The sequence below is a fragment of the Afifella pfennigii DSM 17143 genome, assembly GCF_000688515.1.
Taxonomy (GTDB): Bacteria; Pseudomonadota; Alphaproteobacteria; order Rhizobiales; family Afifellaceae; genus Afifella; species Afifella pfennigii.
The window spans coordinates 1-26,673 of the sequence record NZ_JHZK01000037.1 but is presented as its reverse complement, the minus strand read 5'-3'; the positions used below and the strand labels follow the sequence as shown (position 1 = coordinate 26,673).

General features: G+C 63.8%; 35 protein-coding genes and 1 tRNA gene. 22 read left to right on the top strand and 14 right to left on the bottom strand.

Annotated features, from left to right (window positions below):
• A partial coding sequence (locus Q331_RS0117695; RefSeq protein WP_026381771.1) for a transposase occupies positions 1-212 on the bottom strand: 212 nt, incomplete at its 3' end.
• Positions 213-276: 64 nt separating this feature from the next.
• Between Q331_RS0117695 and Q331_RS0117690 the strand changes: the two genes are divergently transcribed.
• From Q331_RS0117690 to Q331_RS23565, 12 genes are all read left to right on the top strand, one after another.
• The gene (locus Q331_RS0117690) at positions 277-564 is read left to right on the top strand and encodes a hypothetical protein (RefSeq protein ID WP_026381770.1); all 288 of its coding nucleotides are present in this window, start codon (positions 277-279) and stop codon (positions 562-564) included.
• A 165-nt stretch (positions 565-729) separates the two neighbouring features.
• Positions 730-1,665, top strand: coding sequence for a P-type conjugative transfer ATPase TrbB (gene trbB / locus Q331_RS0117685; protein WP_210164986.1), 936 nt, complete (start codon positions 730-732; stop codon positions 1,663-1,665).
• Between the two features lie 38 nt (positions 1,666-1,703).
• Positions 1,704-1,994, top strand: a complete 291-nt coding sequence (locus Q331_RS0117680; protein WP_051631325.1) for a TrbC/VirB2 family protein — start codon at positions 1,704-1,706, stop codon at positions 1,992-1,994.
• Positions 1,994-2,260, top strand: coding sequence for a VirB3 family type IV secretion system protein (locus Q331_RS0117675; RefSeq protein WP_026381767.1), 267 nt, complete (start codon positions 1,994-1,996; stop codon positions 2,258-2,260). Before Q331_RS0117680 ends, Q331_RS0117675 begins: the two co-directional genes overlap by 1 nt.
• 4 nt (positions 2,261-2,264) lie before the next feature.
• A complete protein-coding gene (trbE, locus tag Q331_RS22445) occupies positions 2,265-4,766 on the top strand; it encodes a conjugal transfer protein TrbE (RefSeq protein WP_084175137.1) in 2,502 nt (833 codons plus the stop codon).
• Positions 4,750-5,523 carry a P-type conjugative transfer protein TrbJ gene (gene trbJ, locus Q331_RS0117665; RefSeq protein ID WP_026381766.1) on the top strand — a complete coding sequence of 258 codons (774 nt, stop codon included), beginning with the start codon at positions 4,750-4,752 and terminating at the stop codon, positions 5,521-5,523. The genes trbE and trbJ overlap by 17 nt, the downstream gene beginning before the upstream one ends.
• 4 nt (positions 5,524-5,527) lie before the next feature.
• Complete coding sequence (gene trbK-alt, locus Q331_RS0117660; protein WP_051631324.1) at positions 5,528-5,803, top strand: putative entry exclusion protein TrbK-alt; 276 nt, start codon at positions 5,528-5,530, stop codon at positions 5,801-5,803.
• Between the two features lie 3 nt (positions 5,804-5,806).
• Positions 5,807-7,096, top strand: a complete 1,290-nt coding sequence (gene trbL, locus Q331_RS0117655) for a P-type conjugative transfer protein TrbL (RefSeq protein ID WP_026381764.1) — start codon at positions 5,807-5,809, stop codon at positions 7,094-7,096.
• Positions 7,093-7,782 carry a conjugal transfer protein TrbF gene (gene trbF / locus Q331_RS0117650; RefSeq protein WP_026381763.1) on the top strand — a complete coding sequence of 230 codons (690 nt, stop codon included), beginning with the start codon at positions 7,093-7,095 and terminating at the stop codon, positions 7,780-7,782. The genes trbL and trbF overlap by 4 nt, the downstream gene beginning before the upstream one ends.
• Positions 7,779-8,822, top strand: a complete 1,044-nt coding sequence (gene trbG / locus Q331_RS0117645) for a P-type conjugative transfer protein TrbG (protein ID WP_026381762.1) — start codon at positions 7,779-7,781, stop codon at positions 8,820-8,822. The genes trbF and trbG overlap by 4 nt, the downstream gene beginning before the upstream one ends.
• Positions 8,823-8,827: 5 nt before the next feature.
• Positions 8,828-10,066, top strand: a complete 1,239-nt coding sequence (locus Q331_RS0117640) for a TrbI/VirB10 family protein (protein WP_026381761.1) — start codon at positions 8,828-8,830, stop codon at positions 10,064-10,066.
• Positions 10,063-10,308, top strand: coding sequence for a DUF2274 domain-containing protein (locus Q331_RS23565; RefSeq protein ID WP_084175136.1), 246 nt, complete (start codon positions 10,063-10,065; stop codon positions 10,306-10,308). Before Q331_RS0117640 ends, Q331_RS23565 begins: the two co-directional genes overlap by 4 nt.
• Here the strand turns inward: Q331_RS23565 and Q331_RS22440 are convergent.
• The 7 genes from Q331_RS22440 to Q331_RS23840 form a co-directional block, all read right to left on the bottom strand.
• Positions 10,262-11,218 (bottom strand): LysR family transcriptional regulator, encoded by a 957-nt coding sequence (locus Q331_RS22440; protein WP_051631323.1) that lies wholly within the window; start codon positions 11,216-11,218, stop codon positions 10,262-10,264. The two genes, Q331_RS23565 and Q331_RS22440, sit on opposite strands and share 47 nt — an antisense overlap.
• Positions 11,205-11,990 (bottom strand): nucleoside hydrolase, encoded by a 786-nt coding sequence (locus Q331_RS24435; protein WP_084175135.1) that lies wholly within the window; start codon positions 11,988-11,990, stop codon positions 11,205-11,207. The genes Q331_RS22440 and Q331_RS24435 overlap by 14 nt, the downstream gene beginning before the upstream one ends.
• Complete coding sequence (locus Q331_RS0117630) at positions 11,951-12,463, bottom strand: DUF5946 family protein (RefSeq protein WP_169738534.1); 513 nt, start codon at positions 12,461-12,463, stop codon at positions 11,951-11,953. The genes Q331_RS24435 and Q331_RS0117630 overlap by 40 nt, the downstream gene beginning before the upstream one ends.
• Positions 12,463-13,542, bottom strand: a complete 1,080-nt coding sequence (locus Q331_RS0117625; RefSeq protein ID WP_026381759.1) for an alpha/beta fold hydrolase — start codon at positions 13,540-13,542, stop codon at positions 12,463-12,465. The genes Q331_RS0117630 and Q331_RS0117625 overlap by 1 nt, the downstream gene beginning before the upstream one ends.
• Positions 13,543-13,551: 9 nt before the next feature.
• Positions 13,552-13,911, bottom strand: coding sequence for an antibiotic biosynthesis monooxygenase family protein (locus Q331_RS0117620; RefSeq protein ID WP_026381758.1), 360 nt, complete (start codon positions 13,909-13,911; stop codon positions 13,552-13,554).
• 71 nt (positions 13,912-13,982) lie between these two features.
• The gene (locus Q331_RS0117615) at positions 13,983-14,804 is read right to left on the bottom strand and encodes a helix-turn-helix domain-containing protein (RefSeq protein WP_026381757.1); all 822 of its coding nucleotides are present in this window, start codon (positions 14,802-14,804) and stop codon (positions 13,983-13,985) included.
• A 105-nt stretch (positions 14,805-14,909) separates the two neighbouring features.
• Positions 14,910-15,098 (bottom strand): hypothetical protein, encoded by a 189-nt coding sequence (locus Q331_RS23840; RefSeq protein ID WP_156953410.1) that lies wholly within the window; start codon positions 15,096-15,098, stop codon positions 14,910-14,912.
• Positions 15,099-15,237: 139 nt separating this feature from the next.
• On the opposite strand from Q331_RS23840, the gene Q331_RS0117610 reads away from it, so the two are divergent.
• Complete coding sequence (locus Q331_RS0117610; protein WP_026381756.1) at positions 15,238-16,104, top strand: alpha/beta fold hydrolase; 867 nt, start codon at positions 15,238-15,240, stop codon at positions 16,102-16,104.
• A gap of 140 nt (positions 16,105-16,244) precedes the next feature.
• Here the strand turns inward: Q331_RS0117610 and Q331_RS23555 are convergent, their stop codons facing one another.
• Positions 16,245-16,781, bottom strand: coding sequence for a helix-turn-helix transcriptional regulator (locus Q331_RS23555; protein WP_281173914.1), 537 nt, complete (start codon positions 16,779-16,781; stop codon positions 16,245-16,247).
• An 89-nt stretch (positions 16,782-16,870) separates the two neighbouring features.
• On the opposite strand from Q331_RS23555, the gene Q331_RS0117605 reads away from it, so the two are divergent.
• From Q331_RS0117605 to Q331_RS0117590, 4 genes are all read left to right on the top strand, one after another.
• Positions 16,871-18,052 (top strand): MFS transporter, encoded by a 1,182-nt coding sequence (locus Q331_RS0117605; RefSeq protein WP_026381755.1) that lies wholly within the window; start codon positions 16,871-16,873, stop codon positions 18,050-18,052.
• A 74-nt stretch (positions 18,053-18,126) separates the two neighbouring features.
• Positions 18,127-18,846: an HAD family hydrolase gene (locus Q331_RS0117600; RefSeq protein WP_245615725.1), complete on the top strand. Its 720-nt coding sequence runs from the start codon at positions 18,127-18,129 to the stop codon at positions 18,844-18,846.
• 174 nt (positions 18,847-19,020) lie between these two features.
• A complete protein-coding gene (locus tag Q331_RS23550) occupies positions 19,021-19,626 on the top strand; it encodes a helix-turn-helix domain-containing protein (protein WP_169738533.1) in 606 nt (201 codons plus the stop codon).
• A gap of 94 nt (positions 19,627-19,720) precedes the next feature.
• The gene (locus tag Q331_RS0117590; protein ID WP_026381752.1) at positions 19,721-20,266 is read left to right on the top strand and encodes a dihydrofolate reductase family protein; all 546 of its coding nucleotides are present in this window, start codon (positions 19,721-19,723) and stop codon (positions 20,264-20,266) included.
• Positions 20,267-20,467: 201 nt separating this feature from the next.
• Here the strand turns inward: Q331_RS0117590 and Q331_RS22415 are convergent, their stop codons facing one another.
• The 3 genes from Q331_RS22415 to Q331_RS0117575 are packed head-to-tail and all read right to left on the bottom strand — an operon-like array spanning position 20,468 to position 21,595.
• The gene (locus Q331_RS22415; protein ID WP_034492976.1) at positions 20,468-20,773 is read right to left on the bottom strand and encodes an MmcQ/YjbR family DNA-binding protein; all 306 of its coding nucleotides are present in this window, start codon (positions 20,771-20,773) and stop codon (positions 20,468-20,470) included.
• Entirely contained in the window at positions 20,766-21,164 is a 399-nt protein-coding gene (locus Q331_RS0117580) for a nuclear transport factor 2 family protein (RefSeq protein WP_026381751.1), read from the bottom strand. Before Q331_RS0117580 ends, Q331_RS22415 begins: the two co-directional genes overlap by 8 nt.
• Positions 21,161-21,595: a VOC family protein gene (locus Q331_RS0117575; RefSeq protein WP_245615723.1), complete on the bottom strand. Its 435-nt coding sequence runs from the start codon at positions 21,593-21,595 to the stop codon at positions 21,161-21,163. Before Q331_RS0117575 ends, Q331_RS0117580 begins: the two co-directional genes overlap by 4 nt.
• A 49-nt stretch (positions 21,596-21,644) precedes the next feature.
• Here Q331_RS0117575 and Q331_RS0117570 point away from each other — a divergent pair, with 49 nt between their 5' ends.
• Positions 21,645-22,244 carry a TetR/AcrR family transcriptional regulator gene (locus tag Q331_RS0117570; protein ID WP_026381749.1) on the top strand — a complete coding sequence of 200 codons (600 nt, stop codon included), beginning with the start codon at positions 21,645-21,647 and terminating at the stop codon, positions 22,242-22,244.
• Between the two features lie 590 nt (positions 22,245-22,834).
• Here Q331_RS0117570 and Q331_RS0117565 read toward each other — a convergent pair.
• Positions 22,835-22,911, bottom strand: a tRNA-Arg gene (locus tag Q331_RS0117565).
• 404 nt (positions 22,912-23,315) lie between these two features.
• On the opposite strand from Q331_RS0117565, the gene Q331_RS0117555 reads away from it, so the two are divergent.
• The 4 genes from Q331_RS0117555 (at position 23,316) to Q331_RS0117540 (ending at position 26,221) form a co-directional block, all read left to right on the top strand.
• Positions 23,316-23,936, top strand: a complete 621-nt coding sequence (locus Q331_RS0117555; protein ID WP_026381748.1) for a class I SAM-dependent DNA methyltransferase — start codon at positions 23,316-23,318, stop codon at positions 23,934-23,936.
• A 147-nt stretch (positions 23,937-24,083) separates the two neighbouring features.
• Positions 24,084-24,434 carry a carboxymuconolactone decarboxylase family protein gene (locus Q331_RS0117550; RefSeq protein ID WP_026381747.1) on the top strand — a complete coding sequence of 117 codons (351 nt, stop codon included), beginning with the start codon at positions 24,084-24,086 and terminating at the stop codon, positions 24,432-24,434.
• 156 nt (positions 24,435-24,590) lie between these two features.
• Positions 24,591-25,010, top strand: a complete 420-nt coding sequence (arfB, locus tag Q331_RS0117545; protein ID WP_026381746.1) for an alternative ribosome rescue aminoacyl-tRNA hydrolase ArfB — start codon at positions 24,591-24,593, stop codon at positions 25,008-25,010.
• Between the two features lie 92 nt (positions 25,011-25,102).
• Entirely contained in the window at positions 25,103-26,221 is a 1,119-nt protein-coding gene (locus Q331_RS0117540; RefSeq protein ID WP_034492969.1) for a class II histone deacetylase, read from the top strand.
• A 125-nt stretch (positions 26,222-26,346) separates the two neighbouring features.
• On the opposite strand, the gene Q331_RS22410 is transcribed toward Q331_RS0117540, so the two are convergent.
• The coding region (locus tag Q331_RS22410; RefSeq protein ID WP_034492966.1) for an IS4 family transposase at positions 26,347-26,673 on the bottom strand (327 nt) is incomplete at its 5' end.

Sequence of the window (26,673 nt, the reverse complement as noted above, 5' to 3'; positions counted from 1 at the left end):
CCGGCCTCGAGGAACTCCTTCGACCAGCTGTAGTAGAGGCTCGTCGCAATGCCTTCGCGCCGGCACAGCTCCGCGATGCTCTCCTCGCCACGCAGGCCCTCGAGCACGATACGGATCTTCTCCTCCGCCGAATGATGCTTGCGCGTGCGCCGACGGATGTCTTTCACGACACGATCGGCCGGCAGCTTGGGCGTTCCGGGTTTCTGTCTCATCTCCACTCCTTGGCGGTTACGATGAGCCAGAAACCCTCCTTTACGAAATCACCTCAGATGGCCCATGGGCGCTGATCCCGGACACACGGTAAGGGTCGACGCGCTTGTCGGCTTCGAGGCACTGTTCAGCTTCTACGTCACCGACAGCGTCGACAGGGACGATCTCAGTCTCGGGTCGGAGGAAGCCTATGTCGAACGGACGCTGCCGTTCGAACTGACCATCACGGCCGAGCGATCTCTCGAGGACGGCCCCGTGTTTCATGAGGTCGAGGTCGCGAAGAAGCGCTTCGAAGTCGACTTCGGCTATGTCGAGGCCTTCCCCAACGAAGATCCGACGCACGAGAAATACTGAGCGCTCCGACTCCGGCCTGCCTTCGTGCGCCGCTGCACTACTACGCCCACGCCACTGTTGCTGACGACGCGATAACGGTCTTCTTGATCGACCCCGTAACCAGATGCGGGGCCGCCAGTGACCGTCCACACTTTCAAATCAGAAGCGATCGAGCGCGGCTCCCGCATGCTCCGCACAGCGCTCGGACCGAACGTGGCCTCCTGGCTCGCAGACCCGGCGGTCGTCGAGGTCATGCTCAATCCCGACGGTCGGCTCTGGGTCGACCGGCTTGGAGACGGGCTTTCGGATACAGGTGAGCGGCTCTCGGCGGCGGACGGCGAGCGGATCGTCCGCCTCGTCGCGCACCATGTCGGCGCCGAGGTCCATGCCGGCTCGCCTCGCGTCTCAGCGGAACTGCCCGGGACGGGAGAACGCTTCGAAGGACTCTTGCCGCCCGTGGTCGCCGCCGCGGCCTTCGCGATCCGCAAGCCCGCCGTCGCGGTGTTCACGCTTGCCGACTATGTCGCCGCCGGGATCATCGACGAGGCCGCAGCGGAGGCGCTGAGCAAAGCCGTTGAGTCCCGCGCTAACATTCTCGTCGCCGGCGGCACATCGACCGGCAAGACAACGCTGACCAACGCGCTGCTCGCCGAGATCGCCAAGACCCCGGACCGCGTGGTCCTGATCGAGGACACGCGCGAGCTGCAATGCCTGACCCCCAACCTCGTCGCGCTTCGCACCAAGGACGGCGTCGCGACCCTCTCCGACCTCGTGCGCTCCTCGCTGCGTCTGCGTCCCGACCGTATCCCAATCGGCGAGGTGCGCGGCGCCGAGGCTCTCGATCTCCTGAAGGCGTGGGGGACTGGACACCCCGGCGGGATCGGGACGATTCATGCGGGCTCCGCCCTCGGCGCGCTCCGCCGCCTCGAACAGCTCATCCAGGAAGCCGTGGTGACCGTACCGCGCGCGCTCATCGCCGAGACCATCGACATCGTCGCCGTCCTCACGGGTCGCGGCACCGATCGCCGCCTCGCTGAACTCGCGCACGTCATCGGCCTCGATGATGCCGGCGATTACGCAATCGAACCTCTCCTCAGCCACCCGAAAGGACACAACAAGTGACCCGAACCACGACCCTTTATCCCCGCTGGCCCTACTATGTGAGCGCATTTGCGCTCGGCCTCCTGCTCGCCGCCGATCCCGCCCATGCGGCGGGCTCGGGCATGCCCTGGGAAGCGCCGCTGCAATCGATCCTGGAATCCATCGAAGGGCCGGTCGCGAAGATCGTCGCCGTGATCATCATCATCGTCACCGGCCTCACACTCGCCTTCGGCGACACGTCGGGCGGCTTCCGTCGCCTGGTGCAGATCGTCTTCGGCCTCTCGATCGCCTTCGCGGCGTCGAGCTTCTTCCTGTCCTTCTTCTCCTTCGGTGGCGGGGCGCTGGTCTGATGGATGGGCCCGATATCCCCGGCTTCACCGCGCCAGTGCACCGCGCGCTGACCGAGCCGATCCTGCTCGGCGGCGCGCCGCGGACATGGGCGATCGCCAACGGCACGCTCGCTGCCGCGGTTGGCCTCGGATTGCGCCTCTGGCTGGTCGGGCTCGCCGTCTGGCTGGTCGGTCATCTGCTCGCTGTCTGGGCGGCCAAGCGCGACGCGCAGATCGTCGATGTCGCGCGGCGGCACCTGCGCTTCCCGACCTGGTTCGGAGTGTAGCTCTATGATGCGCCTCGCCGAATACCGTTCCAAGGCTTCGCTCCTCGCCGACTTTCTGCCCTGGGCGGCATTGATTGGCGAAGGCGTCGTCCTCAACAAAGACGGCAGCCTGCAGCGCACGGCGCGATTCCGTGGGCCAGACCTCGATTCCTCGACACCCGCCGAACTGATCGCGACCGCCGGCCGTCTCAATGGCGCGCTGAGGCGGCTGGGTTCGGGATGGGCGGTGTTCGTCGAAGCGCAGCGCGCACCCGCGCGGGACTACCCGCTCTCGACGTTCCCCGATCCGGTCTCGGCGCTGGTCGACGCCGAGCGCCGCGCACAGTTCGAGGAGGCTTCGAGCCACTTCGAGAGCCGCTACTACCTGACGCTCGCCTGGATGCCGCCCGCCGACGAAGCGAGCCGCGCGGGCAAATGGCTCTACGAGGACGCACCGGCGAAGGGGGCCAATCCGCGCGAGCACCTCGCGAGCTTCACCTCGCGCAGCGAGCGGCTGCTCGACCTTCTTGAAGGGTTCATGCCCGAGGCGGAATGGCTCCCGGACGAGGACACGCTGACCTATCTGCATTCGTCGGTGTCGACCCGGGCGCAGCGCGTGCGCGTTCCCGAGACACCGATGCATCTCGACGCGCTCCTGGCCGACGAGCCGCTGGTCGGCGGGCTGGCACCACGCCTCGGGGACGCGCATCTGCGGACGCTCTCGGTCATCGGTTTCCCGACCGCCACCTGGCCAGGGCTGCTCGACGAGCTCAACGGACTCGCTTTCGAGTATCGCTGGGCGACCCGAGCGATCTGCCTCGACAAGACCGACGCGACAAAGATCTTCGGCCGCATCCGCCGCCAGTGGTTCGCCAAGCGCAAGTCGGTCGTCGCGATCCTCAAGGAGGTGATGACCAACGAGGCCTCGACGCTCCTCGACAGCGACGCCGCCAACAAGGCGGCCGACGCCGACGACGCGCTGCAGGAGCTCGGCTCCGATCTCGTCGGCGCGGCCTACGTCACCGCGACCATAACTGTCTGGGACACGGACGAACACAGCGCCGACGCGAAGCTCAAGGCCGCCGAGAAGGTCGTCCAGGGCCGCGACTTCACCTGCATCCCCGAGACGCTGAACGCGCTCGAGGCCTGGCTCGGCTCGCTCCCCGGCCATCTCTACGCCAATGTCCGGCAGCCGCCGGTCTCGACGCTGAACCTTGCGCACATGATTCCGATCTCGGCGGTCTGGGCGGGTCCGGCGCGCAACGAGCACCTCGACGGTCCGCCGCTCTTCTATGCCGAGACCGAGGGCTCGACCCCGTTCCGGTTCTCGACCCATGTCGGTGATGTCGGCCACACGCTCGTCGTCGGACCGACCGGCGCGGGCAAGTCGGTGCTCCTCGCCCTGATGGCGCTACAGGTCCGGCGCTACAAAGGCGCGCAGGTCTTCGCCTTCGACTTCGGCGGATCGATCCGCTGCGCAACGCTGGCCATGGGCGGCGACTGGGAGGATCTCGGCACCGCGCTTTCAGAGGACGAGGCGGCAGTGCAACTGCAGCCGCTTGCGCGGATCGATGACGCGGCCGAACGCGCCTGGGCGCAGGACTGGCTCGCCGGACTGCTCGCCCGTGAAGGGGTGACCGTCGATCCGGTCGCACGCGACCATCTGTGGTCGGCGCTCACCTCGCTCGCCTCGGCGCCCGTGGAAGAACACACGCTGACCGGCCTCGCTGTGCTGCTGCAATCGACCGAGCTGAAACGCGCGCTCGCCCCGTTCTGCCTCGGAGGCCCGTTCGGGCGGCTGCTCGACGCCGAGGGCGAGGCGCTCGGCAGCGCCGACGTCCAGGCCTTCGAGACCGAGGGGCTGATCGGCTCGGCGGCGGCGCCCGCCGTGCTTGCCTATCTCTTCCACCGGATCGAGGCGCGGCTGACGGGGCGGCCGACGCTCATCCTCGTCGACGAGGGCTGGCTCGCGCTCGACGACACAACCTTCGGCGGGCAGCTGCGCGAATGGCTGAAGACGCTGCGCAAGAAGAACGCGTCCGTCGTCTTCGCCACCCAGTCGCTCGCCGACATCGATGGGTCGCCTATCGCACCCGCCATCGTCGAGAGCTGTCCGACGCGGATCTTCCTGCCCAACGAGCGCGCCTTCGAACCACAGATCGCGGAAATCTATAGGCGGTTTGGCCTCAACGACCGCCAGATCGAGATCGTCTCGCGCAGCCTGCCGAAGCGCGACTATTACTGCCAGTCGCGGCGCGGCAACCGGCTGTTCGCGCTCGGCCTTGGCGATGTGGCGCTCGCTTTCACCGCCGCCTCGTCCAAATCCGACCACGCCGCGATGGACGATACGCTCGCCGAGCACGGCCGTGACGGGTTCGCCGCCGCCTGGCTCAAACGCCGCGGTCTCGACTGGGCCGTCGAGCTGCTTGGCCCCGCAGACGCCGTGATCGAGGCAACACCCCCGCACGCATCCACCACCCCAGAAGCAAACCAAGAAAAGGAGACTTCCCATGACCAGAACCCGTAAGCTCGCCGGACGCGCCGCCGCAGCGCTCCTGCTGTCGAGCGCCATCGCACTCTCGCCCGCCACCGCGCCGCCCGCCCACGCGCTCTTCGGAGGGTTCGGCGGCATCGTCTACGACCCGACGAACCACGCCGAGAACCTGCTGACCGCGGCAAGGACGCTGGAGCAGATCAACAACCAGATCGCCCAGCTCCAGAACGAGGCGCAGATGCTGGTGAACCAGGCGCGCAACCTCGCGAGCCTGCCTTATTCCTCTCTGTCGCGGCTACAATCGTCGGTCCAGGAGACACAGCGCCTGCTCGGCGAAGCGCAGCGCATTGCCCATGACGTCGCCGAAATCGACCGCGCCTTCACCGAGGACTATGGCGCCGCCGCCGCGCGCGGTGACTTCGACCAGATGATCGCGGGTGCGCGGGGCCGCTGGGAGACCTCGGTTGCGGGGCTCGAGGATTCGCTTAAGGTCCAGGCCGGCGTTGTCGGTAACATCGAGACGGCCCGCGCCGAGATGGGCGCGCTCGTCGCCGAGAGCCAGGCGGCGACCGGTGCGCTGCAGGCAACCCAGGCCGGTAATCAGCTCCTTGCGCTGCAATCTGGCCAGATCGCCGACCTCACCGCCGCGATCGCCGCGCAGAACCGCGCCCAGGCGCTGGAGTCCGCGCGGCGCGTCTCGGCCGAGGCGCAGGGCCGCGAGAACCTCGCGCGCTTCCTCGATTACGGGTTGGGCTATGAGCCGACCACCGTGCGCATGTTCGGCGGCTGAGACCATGCGGACCGGTCCTGAGAGAGTCCTGAAGTTCGTTGCCATTGCCATGGGCGGCCTCGTCGTCGTCATGGCGGCGATAGAGCTTCAGGACGCCATAACGGACGAGCGGGCATTACCCGTGGCGGCGACACCGGACGAACCGCTGCGCGCCGAGCTCGCGCGCTGCCGGGCGCTGACACCAGACGAACTCGTGACCGACACCGCCTGCCGCGAAGCCTGGGCCGAGAATCGTCGCCGCTTCTTCGACGGCGTGCCGCCGCGCGACCTGGACAAATAGACCATGGGCGGCGTCGGCGTCATCGACCGGTTCCTGGAGGTCTTCGCCTCCTACATCGATTCAGGCTTCGGCCTGCTCGCAGGCGATGTCGCCTTCCTCGCGACCACGCTGATCGTCATCGACGTGACGCTCGCGGCGCTCTTCTGGGCCTGGGGCGCCGACGACGACATCATCGGCCGGCTCGTCAAGAAGACGCTTTTCGTCGGGATCTTCGCCTACATCATCGGCAACTGGAACGCGCTCGCCCGGATCGTCTTCGAGAGCTTCGCCGGGCTCGGCCTCGTCGCCACCGGCGGCAGCATCAGCGCCGCCGAACTCCTGCAGCCCGGCCGCATCGCCGAGGTCGGGCTCGAGGCGGGACAGCCGATCCTGGCCTCGATCGCCGACCTCATGGGCTTCGTCTCCTTCTTCGAGAACTTCATCCAGATCGCCATCCTGATGTTCGCCTGGATCGTTGTCGTCCTCGCCTTCTTCATCCTCGCTGTCCAGCTCTTCGTCACGCTGATCGAGTTCAAGCTCGCGACGCTCGCGGGCTTCATCCTCGTGCCTTTCGGGCTCTTCAACAAGACAGCCTTCATGGCCGAGCGGGTGCTCGGTCTCGTCATTTCGTCCGGCGTCAAGGTTCTCGTGCTCGCCGTGATCGTCGGCATCGGCTCCACGATCTTCGGCGAGTTCACCGCCGGTTTCGCGGCCGAGCCGACCATCGAGGACGCCATGGCCGTCGTGCTCAGTGCGTTGTCGCTTCTTGCGCTCGGCATCTTCGGCCCCGGCATCGCCAACGGCATCGTCTCGGGCGGCCCGCAGCTCGGCGCGGGGGCTGCGGTCGGGACGGCCGTTGCTGCAGGCGGCACGCTTGTCGCTGGAGCGGCAGGCGCAAAGATGGGACTTGCCGCAGTTGGCGCCGCCGCCAGGGGCGGAGCCTCGGTCGCCGGCGGCGCTTCAACCGCCTACCGGATCGGTGCGGCCTCGGGATCGACCACCACCGGCAAGGTTGCGGGCGGCATAGGCGCCGTCGGTCAGGCCGGCATGAACGCCGCGATGAGCCCGCTGAAGAAGAGCCTCGGCGAGAGTTACAAGTCCGGCTCGCGCGCCGCCTTCACCGCGACGGGAGGCCGGTTCTCGAACAGCCCCTCCGCCATGCCCGCACCCGCCAATGACGGCCCTCCCGCCTGGGCGCGCCGCATGAAGCGTCAGCAATCCCTCCATCACGGCGTCGCCACCGCCGCCCATGTCGTCCGCTCCGGCGACCATGGCGGCGGCGGGACCGCCGTCAGCCTCTCGGAGAAACCATGAGCCTCTTCAAGCGCCCTAGCGTCCGCTACGCCAAGACACCCGAGCCGGTCACGCCTTACCAGAAAGCCGCGCAGGTCTGGGACGAGCGCATCGGCGCTGCGCGGGTCCAGGCCCGCAACTGGCGGCTGATGGCGATGGGCTGCCTGATCCTCACCACCGGCACCTCAGCCGCGCTGGTCTGGCAATCGACCCGCAGCACCGTCGTTCCTTACGTGGTCGAGGTCGACCGGCTCGGCGCGGTGCAGGCCGTGGCGCCTGCGACCGAGAACTACCTACCGACCGATCCGCAGATCGCCTTCCACCTCGCGCGCTTCGTCGAGAACGTCCGCCAGGTGCCAGCGGACCCGATCGTGCTGCGGCAGAACTGGCTGCGCGCCTACGACTTCACCACCGACCGCGGCTCGGTCGCGCTCAACGACTATGCCCGCGTCAACGACCCTTTCGCCCGCGTCGGCGACGAGCAGGTCGCGGTCGAGATCTCCTCGGTGATCCGCGCCTCGGACTCGAGCTTCCGCGTCGCCTGGACCGAGCGGCGGTATCTCAATGGCCAACTCGCCCGGACCGAGCGCTGGACCGCTATCCTCACGGTCGTGATCCAGCCGCCACGTACCGCGGAGGCGCTGCGCAAGAATCCCCTCGGCGTCTTCGTGCACGCCATCAATTGGTCACGGGAGAACGCCCAATGACAGACACCGTCCGTGCGACACTTCGCATCTCAACACTGCTCTTCACCGCAGCCCTCGCGGGCTGCGCCACGAACCGCCCGCCCGAGATCGCCTATGACGATCCGGTTGCCGCCACCCTGATCACCGAACCGCCGCACCCGGTCGAGATCGTCGAGCGCCCTGTGCCGCTGCCCCTCCCGGGTCAGCTCATGCGGGTCGATGCCGACGACCGCCCGCCAGAATCGGCGGAGCCTGCCGAGCGGATCGATCAGGCCAACGCAGCCGCGCGCATCGAGCCTGTACGCGACGGGTTCATCAACGCTGTCCAGCTATATCCTTACTCGGCCGGCGCGCTCTATCAGGTTTATACATCGCCCGGGCAGATCACCGACATCGCGTTGCAGCCCGGCGAAAGCCTCGTCGGCTCCGGTCCGATCGCCGCAGGTGACACCGCGCGCTGGATCATCGGAGACACCGAGAGCGGCTCCGGTGACACCCGCCGCATCCACATCCTCGTCAAACCGACCCGCCCCGACCTCACCACCAACCTGGTCATCAACACCGACCGGCGGACCTATCACCTCGAACTGCGCGCGACGCCGTCCGCCTATATGGCCTCGGTTTCCTGGACTTATGCCGAGGACGCGCTGATCGCGCTGCGCCGACGGAACGCAGAGGCGGAAGCGGCGCTGCCGATCTCGCGCGAGGTCGCATTGGAAGATCTGAACTTCCGCTACCGGATCGAGGGCGACCGGCCGGCCTGGCGCCCGCGCCGCGCCTTCGACGACGGTCGGCAGGTCTTCATCGAGTTCCCGCGCGGCATCGGCCAGGGCGAGATGCCCCCGCTCTTCGTGATCGGACCCGAGGGCGAAGGCCAGCTCGTCAACTACCGAATCCGCCGCAACTACATGGTCGTGGATCGGCTCTTCGCCGCCGCCGAGCTGCGCCTCGGCGACCGCCAGCGCGTCGTGCGGATCGTACGCACGGACGGTGTGCGCCGAACGTCTGGGCGCCGTGACGAGACGGTGGTCTCGGCCTGGCGGCCGGACGATGATCGGTGAGCGTCATGAGCGAGCAAGAGAACGACCGGGAAGTGAGGGAGGCGGAAGGCGAAGCCGTCCGCGAGACGCCGCGCTCCGAAAAGGACATCGCCGCAGAACTGCGTCTGCGGCCCGATCCGCCGCGCGTGATGCGCCTCTCGCGCAAGGCGATGGCCGTGCTCGCGGGCGCCGGCGGCCTTGGGCTTGCCGCAATCCTGATCGTCGCGCTCCAGGACGGCGGCTCGATCGACGGACCGGCCGAACTCTTCTCGACAGAGCGCGTCCAACAGGCCGAAGGCCTGATCGGCCTTCCGCGCGACTATGGCGACGTTCCCCAGCTCGGACCGCCTTGGCCGGGCGAACTCGGTCGCCCCGTACTCTCGGCGCAGCGGCGTGGCGACCCAGTCCCACCTGTCCTCACGCCGGCGGCGCCGACGGTCGATCCGGCGGAGCAGTTGCGCCTGCAGGAGGAGGAAGCCGCGCGGCTGAGCCGGCTCTTCGCCGAGGCCAATACCGCCGTCGCCACGGCTACGCATTCAGCACCCGCGGTCACACCCCCGGCCGCGGACTTCGGCGCACGGTTTCCGTCAACGGCGCAGCAGGCGAGCCAGCCCGATGCGACCGACCGGCGGGAAGACTTCCTGAACCGAGAGGTGGATCGCCGCACCACCAATGCGGATCGACTTCAGCCGCCGCCGAGCCCCTACGTGCTGCAGGCGGGTTCGGTGATCGAGGCGGCGCTCCTCACGGGTCTGCGCTCCGACCTGCCGGGCCAGATCAGCGCGCAGGTCACCGCCAACGTTTATGACAGCCCGACGGGGCGGTTCCTGCTCATCCCGCAGGGATCGCGCCTCCTCGGCGAATATGACAGCCGTGTCGTCACGGGACAGTCGCGGCTACTGCTGGTCTGGACGCGGCTCATTCTGCCCGGCGGCCGCTCGATCGTCCTTGAGCGTCAGCCCGGTAGCGATGAGGCGGGTTATGCCGGGCTCCAGGACCGCGTCGACAATCATTGGGGCCGGGTGTTCCTCGCCGCGGGCTTGGCCACGGTGCTCAACATCGGCCTCGAGACCGGTCGAGACGATGACAGCGACATCGCCCGCGCCATCCGCGAGGGGACCCAGGACACGATCGGCCGCACGGGCGAGGAGATTGTGCGCCGCCAGCTGCAGATCCCGCCGACGCTCACGATCAGGCCGGGTTTCCCCGTCCGGGTGATGGTGACGCGGGACGTAGTCCTCGAGCCCATAGGAGAAAGACGATGACGAAACTGAAACTCGGCGCGATCCCCGACGACAAGCCCGTCAAACTAACGGTCGAACTGCCCGCCGACGTCCATCGCGATCTCGCCGCCTATGCCGAGGCATTGGCGCGCGAAACCGGGCAGAACCTTGAGCCGGCGAAACTCATCGCGCCGATGCTCGCGTGCTTCATGGCCACAGATCGCGGGTTCGCCAAACTCAGGAAAGAACGCCGTTCCGCTTCGCCTCGGTCCGCGCCAGGCTGATGAATCGGCGGAGCGCGGGGTTGTCGTTTTCAGGCCGCCAGACAATTGAAAACCGCACACATTCACCCGGTTCGCCCACCGGCCGAAAGATCACGCCGGGATAGCTCACACCACACCAGTGCTCGGCGACTAAACTGACCCCGAATCCCAGCCCTACAAGGTTCATGATCCCCTCTCGCCCGAGCCTATGGTGAGTCACCTGCGGGCGCCGTCCGAGTCCCGCCAACCGGCGGATGAGGTATTCGTGTATTTCGGGACCCGGTTCTGCGGCGCTGACCAGAAAATGCGCATCCCGGACGTCGTTCCATGTCAGACGGCTCATCCGCGCGAGACGGTCATCTGCTTCAAGTGCGATGTAGATCGGTTCTTTGACGAGCACGGCACTGTCACCGTACATCTCTCCGAAATCACCTGACGCCACGACCACGTCCAACAAACGATGGCTCAGCAGCGTTAAAAGCTCTCCCCGTTCGGATTCGACGAAAGCCACCTCGACCTCGGAATTCTCGGCTGCAAAACGGTTCACCACGTTGCGCAGTACGCCATGGGAAAGTGAGGCGATGAGCCCGACATTCAGTGTTCCGATTCCGCCAAGGCCCGCATAATGAGCGGCGTCGAATGCGGCATGAAGCTCGTTGAGGATCAGTCGCGCCCGCTCCGCAAACGACCACCCGGCATGAGTCAAGCGGGCTCCGTCAGGGCGTCTCTCGAACAAGGAGACGCCGAGCGAATCCTCCAATTTCTGTATGCGCCGCGTCACAGCGGATTGTCCCACGACCAACGCGCGACCCGCTTTCCTGAAGCTGCCAGTTTCTGCGACGGCCAAAAAGGTCTTGAGGTCTCGCGTTTGGACCAAATCGGTCAGCCGTCCGATGTTCAGTGTGAGATCAAATCCATTATCCCCAGACATCGCGCGCAAACCACCTAACCGATCCGCACATCGCCGGTCTCAGGAATCCGGGGCGTGTCGCCCTGACCAACTCGGTGACCGAGATCAGGCACGCAAAGCCGCACAGAAATCTGCGGCCCACTCCTTCCGAAAAATGAAAGACATGTCTTGGTGTGCGCCCCATCACGGCCAGGATCGAGTAAACGTTTTGGTGCAAGTCGGGCCGCCCATGAAGGGCGGTAGGGAAGTTCGTCAGTGGACCCAGCGCGAGTATGCTGATGCGGCCGCGCGACAGTGCTGCGCGGAGTTCAACGACCACGGGGTTTGGTCGATTGATGTCGATATCCTGAAGCGGCCCCGCCGCACCCCGATGTACCAGAACCGACCCATGCCCCTCCACCCCTGCAGTTCGAAATAATAGCCGGGCGGTCCTGTCCGTATCCGACACTTCCGCATTGCCGAACACGGTCGAAATCCCGGTCAGTTCCGGACCAGCGGCCCGAAACAGCCGAAGTATTGCCCAGCAATCGTCGGGATCGTGCTGCCCTCCCACACCGCATGCAAGATCGCTATCGATCCAAATTGCTCGAGGCGGCTCTTCCGGCACACCTTCCGAGGCTGCAACAAGTGATCTTGTCGGAGATTCCCCAGTCCGCCAAGAGTGCACTGGGAGAACAAGAGGCTCAATTCCTGCCGCCAAGATGGCGATGCCAACACCGCGTAAGCGCGTGAGGGTGATCACTGCCCTGACGTTCAAGCCCGACCCCCTCGCATCTTTGCTTGGGCAATCCATAGGCGGGCCTGATCATGATGTGTCGACCAGGCGTCCCATGCCGAACGTGCCCATATCCAGACTGCGGCGGTGTAGTCGCTGGCGCTCTCGATATGTGCGACATCCAAGATCGTGACTTCGCCACGAGCCTGCGGAACAGGGGGTTCGAGTCTCTCAAAGGATTTCTGCCCGTCCACCATGTTCTTGAGCGGCAGTGGCAGATTCCGGGAAAGCCCGCATTCGAGAGACCAGCACATGGCCGCGAGATGCGTCGCCGCGGACTTCGTGGAGACCATGAAACGTTCCGGATGCTGGAGGCTGTAGCTGTCGACTGTCAGCCTGTGCACGGCGAAACGCTCGGGGCTCTGAAATTCTTTACCGATAACGCCGTCGAAGATCTCGAGACAACCGTCCAGGCCGCCGACCCCGCTCGCGCCGCAAAGTGGACAGGCTACACTCGACACCTCCGGCTCCTGCTTGACTGGTCGGGGCATCATCGACTCCCTTCGGAAATCTGCCCCGCAATGCCGAGTTCCCGAGCAAATCTTGCGACGGCATCGACAAATGCGTCTGGCTGCTCGAAGGGAATGTTGTGGGCAGAGTCCTCAAACCAGATTATTCGTCCAGACGGCACCTCGATCTCTGCTGCGAACGCCTCTGCGAGGCTTGGTGGAAGTATGTGGTCGTATCGCCCAAGCATCAGTACCAGCGGCACGTTTAGGCGTTGCACGCTCTGCCGCAGGTTCAGCTCTGCTAGATCGTCCGCCATCGCATCCAGGCTGGCTTGGTTGGCTCGGATGATTCGGACGATACCCGCGGGGCTTTCGAAGCCTCGGAACAATCCATTCAGGGTCGCTCCAAGGAAGCTGGGACGGTTATGAAACTCGCCGCCATAGCTGCCTACAAGCGCCTGCAAGGCGAGCGCTTCCGAACCGGAGAACGGTGGTGCGCCGATTTCCTGAACCTGAGTCAAGATGCTCGTGTGGCCGTGTCGCCGTGCTTGCTCGGCCACGAAGACCGATTGTGCGGCCTGGCTTGCCTGCAAGTCGATTAGTGGATTTACGGCGATCACGGCCGCGATATCACTGGGATAAGTCGCCGAAAAAAGGATCCCGAGAGCAGCGCCCCAGGAATGACCGACGAGTAGCACCGGTCGGCCAGGATATGTGCCGTTCAGCGCGGCAACGACTTGCTCGACGTCCGCCAGGTGCCGATGGATCGTGAGTGTCTCTGGGTCGGCGTCAGGATCCCACGATCGACCTGCGCCACGCTGGTCAAGATAAGCGACAAGGAAGTCGTCTTCGAGACCGCTGTTGTAGAGCCGAAAGAGTGGTCTTTCAGCGGCACCCGGACCCCCGTGCAGCCACAAAAGCAAAGGAGCATCGCAGGTCGGACCGCGCACCAGAAGGTACAACCTGGCCCCATCGACGTTGATCCTGTACTCGTCGTGAACGCGCGCACCCGCCGCGCAAGTGTTGGCGATATGCAGCTCAGAGCCGGTCGTCGAACAGGCTGCCACTGCGATGACGAACGCAACAGCGAGAGCCGAGCATATTCGGAAGGCGGCCGTCATCGGTCAGTCTCAGTAGCTTTCCAACGCCTGGTAGGTCGCCAGATCAGCCTCCACGCCGAGGCGGCGATAGGCGGAGCTGGGGTCTTCTCCCCGGGCCGCATAAGCGCGGACAAGCGCATCACGCGCCGAGCGGAGAGCTTCGACGCTCCCCCATCTGGCTAGGTTCACGATGGTGAATCGACCGGGGCCATCCACCTTCCTGTAGAGAGCGCCGTCAAGAAAGCCGGGCTGAGCGGCGAGCAGATCGCGATGGGCGCGGAATTCGGCGAGGAAGGCATCGATCGCCTCCGGCGATATTGCGAACTTGTTGATGACGGTGACCTCCGTCGCGACCTCTCTTGTCTGTTCCTTGGCAGCGATGCATTGCATGACGTCTTCTCCGGGAATCCCGGAGCAAGTCCTATCCGGTGCGCAGGCGTCTTTCTTGAACGAATCCGACTTCAGTCGATTAGAACGACGTGGTGTGCCGAGCCTGTTCGTCCGCGGAGGTAGCGGCGTGGCGTCATCCCGGCGAAGTCCTGAAACTCTCGCGTCATGTGCGACTGATCGGCATAGCCGAACTGCGCAGCGACATCTGCAAGTGTAACATGAGGATTGCTCTGGAGGCGCGCGATTGTCTGATTGAAGCGTTTCAGGCGCAGGTGGGCTTTCGGGGGAACCCCGACAGCCTCGGTGAACCTTCGAACCGCGTGTCGTTCGCTGTAGCCTGTTTCCCGGGCAGCCTCAGCCACGGAAAGGCCTGCGCCAAAGCGGAACAACATGTACGCAATCATCGGGTCTATTCCGGGGAGGTCAGGCAATCGACGCTCGAGTGCATCCTCGAAGAGATCGAGGCGTCGTTCGAGTGACGGCAGCGCGTCAAGGCGATCTCTGATTTCCGAAAGCAAGGCGGGTCGCCATAGATCTTCGAGCAGGACGTGCCGCGCCGAAAGGGCGACTGCTGGCGTTCGCGACAAGAGCTCGCATGCTCCTGGCCGAAGCACTGCGCCGACGCTCGGCGCGGGGTCGTCCACTTCCTTGCAGAATGCGCCGGTGCGTACGCCGCAGAGCACTCCCGAGCCGACCCGATATCCAACAGTATCGGTCGAGCTGTCAAAAAGCCTCAGCGGATCGTCGGAGAGCCGGATCGCGATATGCATGACTCCAGTCGGCAGCACGAACTCCCGCGCGCCGGTGACATCTGCAGCGGGTGTCCTCTCCTTGGCCCAGATCATCGAGACATACGGACTTAGATGTCTTCTTGGTGCCCGCCTGACAATCATGCAGATAGCGCCTGAAGAGCACACGTATGCAAGAAAACGAAAGACAAATATCCAAGTTGCCGGGGATTAGAACCGGTGTTCGACAGGAATTTTAGGCGGAAACGATCAGTTAACGGAAGAAAGCGCGTAATAGACCTGTGTTGTTTGTCCACAAAGCATCCCAACCCTCACCCGCGCCACGCATTTGCAACCTGCCTTGGCGTTGAATGGCAATTTGCGAAGTGACCTGAAGCGGATGCGGCCGTCGATGACGGCCAGCGTCCGCCCCCCTTTGCCGATGTCGGATTTGTTCAAGAACGTAGCCCCACACCGGCCGTATAGATAGCTGAAACCGATCCCAGAGCCCAGCGCCAACAGCGCAGGGGGCACCACGACGTTGCTCGAACGCCGGGGCCGCGTCCAACTGCACGAGCACCTGATCCAAGGAAAAACCATGCTTCGAATTGTGATCCTGCTCTTCGTTACCACTTCGGCAGCCTACGCCCAGACGGAGCCGACCGGTGCGTATGCCGAAGCCAATGGGATGCGCATGTACTACGAAGTCTCCGGCGAGGGCGAACCGGTCATCGTGCTGCATGGCGCCTACATGAACATTCCAGCCATGGGCGAGATCATCCCCATGCTGGCGCAATCCCGGCGCGTCTATGCGATCGAGCTCCAGGGACACGGGCGGTCCGACGACATCGACCGACCGATAACATACCCGGCATTGGCGGACGACGTGGCGCTTCTGATGGACAGGCTCGATCTGCCGCGGGCCGACGTCTTCGGTTATTCGATGGGCGCCGCTGTCGGCTTCCATCTAGCCGTTCGGCATCCCGACAAGGTCGATCAGCTTGTCGCCGCTTCGCTCGCTTTCGAACTCGAGGGGATGCAGCCCGAGTTCGTCGCGATGGTGCCTTCCATGTCGCCCGAGATGTTCGAAGGAACACCGATCGAGGCTGACTGGCGCGCGCTTGCACCGAATCCTGATGGGTTCCGTGATTTCGCCGAGCGCATGATCGCGCTCGAACACGAGCCCATGGACTGGCGCGCCGACGTCGAACGCCTGGAGGCGCCGGTTCTTCTGATCGCGGGAGATGCGGACGTGACGACCCTGGAACACCAGGTCGAGTTCTTCCGTCTGCTCGGTGGCGGCCGGATGGGTGACCTTGGAAATCCTTTGCCCGGTTCGAGACTGGCCATTCTTCCGGCCACCTCTCACACGGCGGTCATAGGACAGCACGGTCTGCTCTATCGAGTGATCGATCAATTTCTTCGCGAGGAGACGCCGCGAGGGATGTTTCAAGAAGCGCAATAACTCTTACAACACGGTCATGCTTTGCAATGACCCGAAAAACGCCGGTCGCGACCTGGTTAGTTCAAACTGCGGCAGCTCGATGTCTAGAATACCAAAGCGTTACGGGCGAGAAGGACAATCTACGTACGACGGAATTGATTTCAGGGCGCGGAAAGCGTTTCGACCAAGCGCACATGTCTCCCGTCCGATAGACGGAATCGTGTCCACGCAAATCGGGCTCGAGGAATGTCAATCACTTCGGTGACATGATGGTCCGTTTCGAACTCAAGGACCGGTGCAACGGCATCATACCAACCAAGCTCTCCGAGACGTCTTTCGGCCCCCACGATTTCTTCGCTTGCAGATGCCCATAGGCTCATCCCTTCGATATCACTTGCCGGCGCACGGAATTCCTTGGCTCGCGCCTTCGAGTAAGCAAGAAGCTTGTGGGATATGTCGCAAACCAGGTGGATCGGCGTTGACGCTTCCGTCACAAATCGGGCAAGCCGCATGTCGGCCGCGCTGCTCAGCCGCGCCGAAAGCAATTCCGCGAGAGCGCGAGCCTGGCGTTCGTTCGGCCGTTGGGTCCCGCTTTCCCAACGGGAAACCTGGGCCTGAGAGACCCCCAAGATTTCGGCCGCGTGGGCTTGCTTCACCCGATGGAGAGCTCGCCAGCTCCGCAGAGCGGGCCCAAGCATCTGAGCGCTCGGTGTAAGGTGGCATTCGAACATGTAGGCAGAATATCTTATTCCTGTCGCTCTGACGAGCACTACCGCTATGTGCGGGCATGGCAAAAAGCTTCAGAAACAGGATTCGGTTGCCGGTCATCTTCTTGTCGGGCGTCTTCGCGGCAGCACAACTTGGGAAGATGCCACCGCTCATCCCGCTCGCCTCAACCGATCTCGGTCTGACTCTTGTTGCAAGTGGCCTCGCGGTTTCCCTCATCGAGTTGTCGGGGGCGTTATTCGCGCTTCCAGCTGCCAAACTCGCCACTCGTATCGGCCTTTCGCGCGGACTGATGGCGGGAGTTGCCTTGCTTGGCATTGGTGGCCTCGTGGAAGCGTTGGCCAACGGTGGCGGTCTCTTTCTGGTGGGCCGTACCGTAGAGAGCGTAGGCTACCTCGCAGTCATCGTCTCGGCCCCTGTCCTGATGGCGGTCGAAGCGAAGCGACTCGGCAGCAGCCTCGCGCTGGTACTTTGGAGCGCCTTTCTTCCATTGGGGTTCACGATTGGGTCTGTCTTCTCTGGAATAGTTGGCGACGCTCTTGGCTGGAGAGTTCCTTTGCTCGTCTGGGCGTTGGTCGCGCCGGTTCTTGTCCTGACGTACGCCACCGGATCTTCGTCGAAGGAAATTCATGGAAATGGATCGGACAGAGGGCGACCTTCAAAAGGTTCAATAGTGCTTGCATTCGCTTTCGGCTGCTTCACCTGTTTCCAGGTCGGAATTTTTGCACTCTATCCACTATATCTGGTTGAAACAAAGGGCTCTACAGCCACGTTCGCCGGCGTGGTTACTGGTATCGGTGGCTTCGTAACGATTAGCGGCATTCTCGTGCCGTTTTATTTCGCGAAAATGCACCCGGGGCGGCAATTGCGGATGTCTCCACAAATGCTTTTCGGCTCGCTGTTGCTCCCCGCGGTCCTCCTGTTTCCGACCCTGAATGCTTCAGCAAGCGCCTCTGCATCGGCAGCTTTTTTTATTGCGTTGAACATCGCCTCAGGCATGCTTCCGGCGCTCGTCTTCTCATCGATCCCACGATTTTCCGGATCTTGTGGGATTGCCTCTGCGAATGGAGCTGTCGCACAGACCGGGGCGTTGGGATCGCTGATTGGGCCACCGGCGTTCGCTTTCACTGCCTATCATATGGGTTGGACCAATGCCGCAACTCTGGGGTTCGCAATATCCATGCTGGCGTTGCTCGTTCTGCACGTGCTCGAGAGACAAACCTCCTCGAACGTGGAAGCCTAGAACGCATGACGGGCATCTTGCCTTTCCGCTTACGCGGTAAAGTACGGATCGCTATTCTAAGGGAGTACTCAAAATTGATCGATACTGTCGCCTTTGATGCCGACGACACTCTCTGGCAGAACGAAAAATTCTTCCAGATAACTCAGCAGTCGTTCGAATCTCTTTTGAAAGATCATTCGAATACTGACGATCTCGGTGCGCGCCTCCTCGCGGCCGAGAAGCGCAATCTCGAGGTTTACGGCTTTGGGATCAAGGGGTTCGTGCTTTCGATGATCGAGACTGCGATCGAAGTCACAGATGAAACTCTTCCGCCGGCGACTGTACGCCAAATATTGGAGATCGGTCGAGAAATGATGGCGCATCCAATTGAGTTGTTGCCGGGGGCGGGGGATGCGGTGGAGGCCGTGTCGTCTAATTATCGAACTGTTCTTCTCACCAAGGGCGATCTGTTTGACCAGGAGCGGAAAATCGCCCAGTCCGGATTGGCTAAGCTGTTCGATCACATCGAGATCGTTCCCCAAAAATCCATGCGAACCTACGAAGAGGTGTTCGGGCGTCTGGGGAGCGGAGCGTCACAAGGACTCATGGTGGGGAACTCGCTCAGATCCGACGTGAATCCAATGCTCGAGGCCGGTGGCTGGGCCATTTACGTGGCGCATCCTCTGACCTGGGAAGTTGAGCATGCCGAGGTCCCGAACTCAAATGAGCGCTTTCGTCAGGCGAAGGAGCTCCGCGAAGTTCCGGACCTCATCAAGAGTCTGACGGTTGAAGCAAGGAAGCCTGCGGGTGCTTGATACGGGAAGCGCTCGACTGGCTCGCGCACTAGTCGTAAAGTAAAGCCCACGCAGAAAGCGTCTTTCGGCCTAACTAATGGTGAACTTCAAATGAATTGGGCAAACGCAATATTTCCGTTCCGCAGCCACAGTGTCGGTTCGCCAATGGTATCCCACGTTTGGCGAACTCGAAGTGTGCCGGAGAACAAGTTTCTTTCCGTCGCTGTTCCAAACTGGGAAATGGTTTTTGTAAAAGGCGAACAGGGGGTTCAGGTTATAGCACGCGGGCCCGAAAGCCATGCGTCGGAGGCCGAAATCCCCCGGAACTGTGAATTCTTCGGCATTCAGTTCAATCTTGGCGCGTTCATGCCGGATGCCGCGTTGTCCCGCATGGCCGATAAGGCCGTTTCTTTGCCTGTCGAGCGAGATAGCCGTTTCTTCTTGTGTGGACAGTTCTGGGAAATTCCGTCGTTCGAGAATTCCGACGTGTTCGTCAATAGGCTTACCTCACGCGGCCTGCTTATATCGGATTCTCTTGTCGCTGACGTTATCAGACGAAGCGGCTGGGCGGTCTCGGACCGGACAGTCCAGCGTCGCATGTTGCGCGCGACCGGTCTGCAGCCCGGCCTTCTTCGCCAGATCGAACGCGCCAAGCGCGCTTCGGCACATCTCACGTCAGGCAAATCAATTCTGGATGTCGTCGACGCCGAAGGATTTTCGGATCAAGCCCATCTGACGCGATCGCTGCGGCGTTTCGTCGGTCGCACGCCGAAGCAGATCCTGGTGGCTTCCGGTCATTGATCAACGCGACGCCTTCGGAGTTGTCGTTCTTGTTCAAGACTCTGTGCGGCCATCGGCCCAATGTCTCGGTGTACCCAAAGGCACGGAGAAAGATATGGGCAAGCTGATTGTCACGGAATTCATGACCCTCGATGGAGTAGTCGAATCCCCCGAACTCTGGTCGCTCGACTTCTGGAGCGACGAGGCGGCGCAATTCAAGATGAAGGAGCTTGAGTCTGCCAGCGCGCTGCTTCTCGGCCGAAAGACGTACGAGGGGTTCGCGGAGGCCTGGCCGCAGCGAAGTGGGGATCCCTACTCGGACAAGTTCAATGCGATGCCAAAACACGTCGTGGCCTCCGGAGCGCCAGACCTGAGCTGGAACAACTCGCATCTGGTCGAACCGGAGTTCCACGAAGCCGTGAAACATCTGAAGGAGAATGAGCCCGGTGATCTTGTCATTCACGGCAGCATTACCCTGGCGCGAGAGCTGATGAGGACCGCACTGGTCGACGAGATCTGCTTGCTTATCTACCCGATCATCCGGGGTGAAGGCGCGAAGCTCTTCGACGGCAGTCTGCAACTGTCTCTGGACTGCAAGTCGGTCACTACCTTCGGCAACGGCGTGATTGCCGGAGTTTATGCTTCCAAGCCGATCGGTTAGCAACCACTGGTGCAGTGAAAACGGGGAGGGTCTCAAAGATCAACCCCACGGCGCTGCGCGACGCTCGTCACGGGCCACGGCGAAAACGATGTCGGGAATGCCGACCTGCGCAGCATAGGCCACAGTCCAGGCGCCGAGAATCGCGGTCGCTATTGCCGGCAAGCCTCACTTTGCAATTGCGTCAGTCACCATCGGCTCTGCTCAAGCGGCAGCTTCGTGTGCCAGCGCCAACAGATGCGCCAGGTCGGTTTCAGTTGTGCAGCCGAGCCTGATCGTCGACCATCCACGGTCGCCCCACTTGTTGTCCACGCGCTGCAACACGTGTGGGAACCGATCGATCAGGTCGACCTGCCGCTCGGGCGGCAGGCGCATATTCGCGGTGGCCCCATCCCTTGCAAGCGACGCGAAGATCACGCGCCGCCGGTAGGCAAGCCGGTCGAAATGCGTGATCTCGATGGTTCCGGGCAGCGCCAACGCGAGCCTGCGGAATGCGGCGCTGTCAATCATCTCGCACTGTCCCAGCCGTGACATAGGCGGGTGTCAATTGGGTGAGTTCGCATTTCCAGGCGCCGTCGAGCCGTCGGTATACATCGCAGACCCATTCGTCGGCCTCGATTGACGCGCCCTGGAACTGACCCGTGTTGCGGCCTCGTCCGATCATGATCGCGACGTCGTTCCACACACGCGCAAGGTGGGTGCGCTTGGTCATTGTGTCATGGCTAAGCGTGCCGTCTGCAATAAGCGATAGTATGGTGTCGCCCGGGATCGGTCCGCGTTCCGGGGTCACGAGCACCCAGTTATCCGTGATACAGGCGCGGATGCGCTGGACATCGTTGCTGACCATCGCGGCGTTGAACGCTTGTTCCGCTGCTTCGAGAGCAATTTCGTCGGCCGTCATGCGCCGGTTTCCTCGTTCCAGCGCGCCTGCATCTCATCGGGCGCCACCTCTTCGATCTTCTGCGCGAGCATCCAGCGGTGTCCGAACGGATCGAGCAGCAGGGCGGTTCGCTCTCCAAAGCTTTGGTTGGTTGGTGGCCGGAGAACGGTTGCGCCGGCCTCAGCCGCGCGCGCCACGTCCTCATCGACGGCCTGGGTCGCCATGTGCAGCGTGACCGCACTACCGCCAAGCGCATCGGGTGAGACCGCCCCGAAATCGGGATACTCATCGGCCAGCATGACGACGCTGCCGGCGATGGTGAGTTCTGCATGGCCGATGCGGTCGTCCGAGGGATCCGTCATCCGGAACATCTCGTCCGCCCCGAAGGCGGTGGTGTAGAAATCGATTGCGCGGGCAGCGCCTCTGACCACCAGGTAGGGAGTTAGTGTCACGGGAGGCCCCTTGATCATCTTGGATGTTTACGTTACGACTCGTAAATAAATGAGTCAAGTATCCTCACATCCCCGCCCGCGCGGCCGACCGCGAAGCCCCGCAGCGCGCCGGAAGGCACTCGTTGCTGCACAGGATATCTTGTCCGAGAAGGGCTTTGGTCAGGTTACGATCGAGGCCGTCGCGGCAAAATCGGGCGTCGGCAAGCCTACGATCTATCGGCATTGGGCGAACGCCGGCGAGTTGGTGATGGAGGCGCTGATGAGCGACCTGCCGGAGGGATCTTCCCCGAAGCAGGGCCAGCTGCTCGCATCGTTGCGATCACAGTTGCAGCGTCTCGTCTCGACTTTCGCGACGACGCGCGGTCGGCAGATCACCATGGCGCTTGCCGCGTCCGATCCCGAGAGCGAGATGACAAAGGCGTTCCGCCACCGTGTGATCCTGTCGAGCCGGGCGCACGGGCGCGCCCTGATCGAGGCCGCCGTCGAGCGCGGCGAGATCGCGGCGCCGCACGACGTGGATGTCGTGCTGGACATGATCTACGCGCCGCTCTTCTTCAGACTGCTCGTCGGCCATCTGCCGCTCGATCATAGGTTCTCAGATGGCATTGTCCGCCATGTTGAAGCGATGCTGACTTGGCCCAACGGATGATGACGCGCCGATCCTTACCGTAGACGCACGAGATACTCCGACCACAATCCAAATTTGTTTGGCAACCTCGCTTTCATCAGTTGGACTCATGGGGCTGCCATACTGCGGCAAGTCATGATGCGTCCGCCCTCCTGATTTGAACCTCTTTGCTGCTTCAGAAGCGTCCCGGCAGGAGATCGACCTTGTGCTATCTGAAGGTAGGAGGTGCGCGGCGCCGAGAGATACGTCGCTGAGTCGCACCGATCAGGTAGAACCCCCATTTGCTAGGACGGATAGTCGCGGGCAATCAGGTCCCGGGGGAACAAAGTGCCATTCGCCCGGCAGACTTTTGTTGCGCGCGTCCGGAACCCGACGCGCGGCGGCCGCGGCAGAGCCTCTGAAGTTGTCGCTACTCCCGTCGCTGTCGAGGATCAGCGTCGGCACAGTAAAGGCCCTGAGGACAGACGGACTCCCCGCTTTGGCCTTTACCCGATTGGGCGATGACATCGCAATGTCTTGCAGCGACGATGTGTTTCCTTACGCGAAATACCCGCGCAAGCACTGAGTTGTCAGAGGCGCTGCAGCCTAAATTTCTGAGATTACAGTATTATTGGCGCACCCGACAGGATTCGAACCTGTGGCCTTCGCCTTCGGAGGGCGACGCTCTATCCAGCTGAGCTACGGGTGCATACCGTTCGCGAGATGCTTACGCCATGCTTACGCGAGATTTTCGGCCTCTTGAAGAGCGAACCCGACATCCGCTCAAGCCGTTGTATAATCACTTTTTTCTTCCAGCGCCCTTCGCGATCGCCAGACTTGACATCCGCCTTCGGAGGGCAGCGCTCTATCCAGCTGAGCTACGGGTGCCGCGTCGACAGCCCATGTAGCCGATGAAGCCGGCGCCTGCAATGTCCAGGCGGCATGGCGAGGCGGCCGGCGCGAGGGCCGGCCCGCGCCGAAGATGGCCGCAAGAGCGCTCGCCGCGATTGCCGATCGCCCCGGCCGAACCCGCCTGCCCGGCCACAATTTGCCATCGCCGCCCTCCCTGCCTATGGCTGGAGGCAAGCAAATAACGACAAGGAGGGATGCAAGATGGGCGACAATCCGCTCTTGAAGCGCGCCTATGCGCTCGACGGAGATCTGGACAAGACGCGCAACGTCTACGCCGACTGGGCCAAAAGCTACGACAAGGACACCATCGCGGGCATGGGCTATGTCGCCCCGGACATCGCTGCCGCGGCGCTGGCGAGCCGCGTTGCCGACGACGCGCTCATCCTCGACGCCGGTTGCGGCACCGGCCTGGTGGGCGAGGCGCTCAGCCGGCACGGGGTCACGGCGATCGATGGCCTCGACCTTTCTGAAGAGATGCTTCAGGTGGCGGCGGAGAAATCCGTCTACCGCAACCTCGCCGTCGCCGATCTGACGGCGCCCCTGCCGATCGCCCCCGATACCTACGATGCGGCCATCAGCGTCGGCGTCTTCACCAGCGGCCATGTCGGGCCGGACGCCATCGCCGACCTTGCCCGGGTGGTGAAACCGGGCGCGCCCATCGTTCTCACCGTGCACGAGAATGTCTGGGAGGCGGATCTTTATCCGGAATATCTCAGCGACATGGAGGCGGGCGGCCAGCTTCGCATCGATGAGGTCGTGGAGGCGCCCTATCACGAAAAGGAAGGCTATCGCTGCCGCCTCTGCCTTCTCCTCGCCGCCTAGAATCTGGGCCGAGCGAGCCTGCGGCGCATCGGCCTCGGGGCCGCGTGTCGCAGCTCTTCTTGACCTCCATCAACGCCGCAAGGGCTGGCCGGAGCCGATCATCGGCTCCGACCGGATTGCTGTGCGCGCGGCAGGAGGAGAAGAAGCATGAGCAAGGACTACACCGATATCGCCACGCAGGTGATGGAAGGCATCGAACTCCTGCAGGGAGCCGCGCCCGACATCATGTCGGCCTTCGGCGCGCTCGGGCAAGCCGTCGGCGAGGATAAGGCGCTCTCCACCAAGACCAAGGAGCTGATTTCGCTGGCCATCGCCGTGGCGGTGCGCTGCGATGGCTGCGTCGCCTATCACGCCAAGGCGGTTCTCGATTGCGGCGCCACGCGGGCGGAGGTCGCCGAGGCCATCGGCGTCGCCATCCATATGGGCGGCGGCCCCTCCGTGGTCTATGGTGGCGCGGCGCTGCAGGCTTTCGACGCCTTCGTGGAGGACAGGGCCTGAGGCCGCCGCCGATGTCGCTTCGGGCCGGGACGCGGCTGGGCGCGCCTGGCTGGGGCTTTCGCCAGGTGGCCTATCCCGGCCGGCGCCCCGCGCCGCGCCTTTCAAGGCAGGCTCGTGGCGGGCACCAGCAGAAAGAAGCGAGCGAAGCACCGCCAGATGATCCGCATTTCGCCCGCCATCGTCCTGAAGGAAGACGAGATCGAGGAGCGCTTCGTCCAGGCTTCCGGACCCGGCGGGCAGAACGTCAACAAGGTGGCGAGCGCGGTGGAGCTGCGCTTCGACCTGGCGGGCTCCTCCAGCCTGACGGCCGACATCAAGCAGCGTCTTGCCCGCCTCGCCGGCAGGCGGCTCAGCAAGGAGGGCGTCCTCGTCATCCGTTGCGAAAGCCACCGCACGCAGGAACGCAACCGCGCCGAGGCGCTGGAGCGGCTCATCGCACTTATCCGCCGCGCCATACCGGCGCCGAAGAAGCGCCGCCCGACCCGCCCGACGCGCGCCTCCAAGGAAAGGCGGCTCAAGGCGAAGAAGGCGCGCGGCGCCCTGAAGCGCGAACGCAGCGCCGACCTTTCCTCGTGAAGCGGCCTTCGCGCCGCCTCTGCCTCTCACGGAAGTTGGAATTCCTCCATTCCCCGCTTGCCCGGCCGGAACGAGCGGGCTAGCCCTTGAGGATGCCCACCACAGCCACCCCCACCGCTTTTCTTCTCGACGAGAGCTGCTTTTGGCATGGGGGCGGCAATTACGCCTTCCTTGCGCCCGTCGGCGGCCTCGTCCAGCCCATCCAGGGCGGCCTGCCGGAAAGCCCCGAATCCAAGCGCCGCCTGAAGAACCTGCTTGAGCGCACCGGTCTCCTCGCCGAGCTCGTGACCCGCTCGGCCGCGCCCGCCCATGAGGAGATGCTGCGGCGGGTGCACGATGGGGCCTATCTGAAGGAATTCAAGCGCCTCAGCGACGCCGGTGGCGGCGAGCTCGGCGAGCGCACCCCCTTCGGCCCTGGCGGCTACGAGATTGCGGCGCTCTCCGCCGGGCTCGCCGTGGAGGCTCTGCGCATGGTTCTGGCGGCCGAGGCGCACAACGCCTACGCGCTCTGCCGCCCGCCAGGCCATCATTGCCTGCCGGCCCATCCGATGGGCTTCTGCCTGATGGCCAATATCGCCATCGCCGTGGAGACCGCCCTTGCCGAGCGGCGCGCCGAGCGCATCGCCATCGTCGATTGGGACGTGCATCACGGCAACGGCACGGAGGCGATCTTCTGGGAGCGCGGCGACGTTCTGACCATCTCGCTGCACCAGGAGAACAACTATCCGCGCCCTTCAGGCGGCGTGGAGGCGCGCGGCGCGGGCGCCGGCGAGGACTACAACATCAACGTTCCGCTCCTGCCGGGCGGCGGCCACGACGCCTATCTCTATGCCTTCGAGCGCATCGTGCAGCCGGCGCTGGCGCGCTTCCGTCCGGACGCCATCGTCGTCGCCGCCGGCTTCGACGCCTCAGGCGTCGATCCGCTCGGTCGCATGCTCGCCTTTGGCGCCACCTTCAAGGAAATGACGCGCATGCTCATGCAATCGGCGCGGGAGCTTTGCGGCGGCCGCCTCGCCTTCGCGCATGAGGGCGGCTATTCGGAGCTGCACGTTCCCTTCTGCGCCCACCAGGTGCTGGAGGAGCTGTCGCACTCCACCATCCATGCGCCCGATCCCTTGGAAAGCCGTATCGGCGGCCAGCAGCCGACGCGCCGCCAGATCGCTTTTCAGCGCGGCCTCATCAACGAAATGGCGGAGTTTTTTCTGCTCTGAGCGGCCTGCCGAATTGGGCGGCTCGGGGGCGCTGAGCCAGCGCAGCGCCTCCTCTGTCTCTATGCGCCGCTCAAGCGCCAAGGCATGGATGGCCGGGTCAAAGCCCACGGCTGTCCGGTTTAATTTCACGCCCATTGCAGGAGCATTTGGTTGGGGTCCTTGGACGGCTCTGGGGGTGGCTCGATCAGGCGGTCGATGCGCTTTTTGTGCATGAGGTTGGCGCGCACGAGCCTGGCGAAGGCGAGCGGGCTTTGAATGGCGTTCTGGGCGGCCTGGGCGAGGCGCAGGATGAGGAAGGCGATGAGCGCCACGGCGATCTGGATGCGCACGGCGTTCTCGCCGCGCCCGAGAAAATGCCTGATCTTGAGCGTCTGCTTGACCCACCGGAAGAACAGCTCGATGGCCCAGCGCCTTTTGTAGAGGTCGGCGATCTCGCGCGCCGGGGCGTCAAG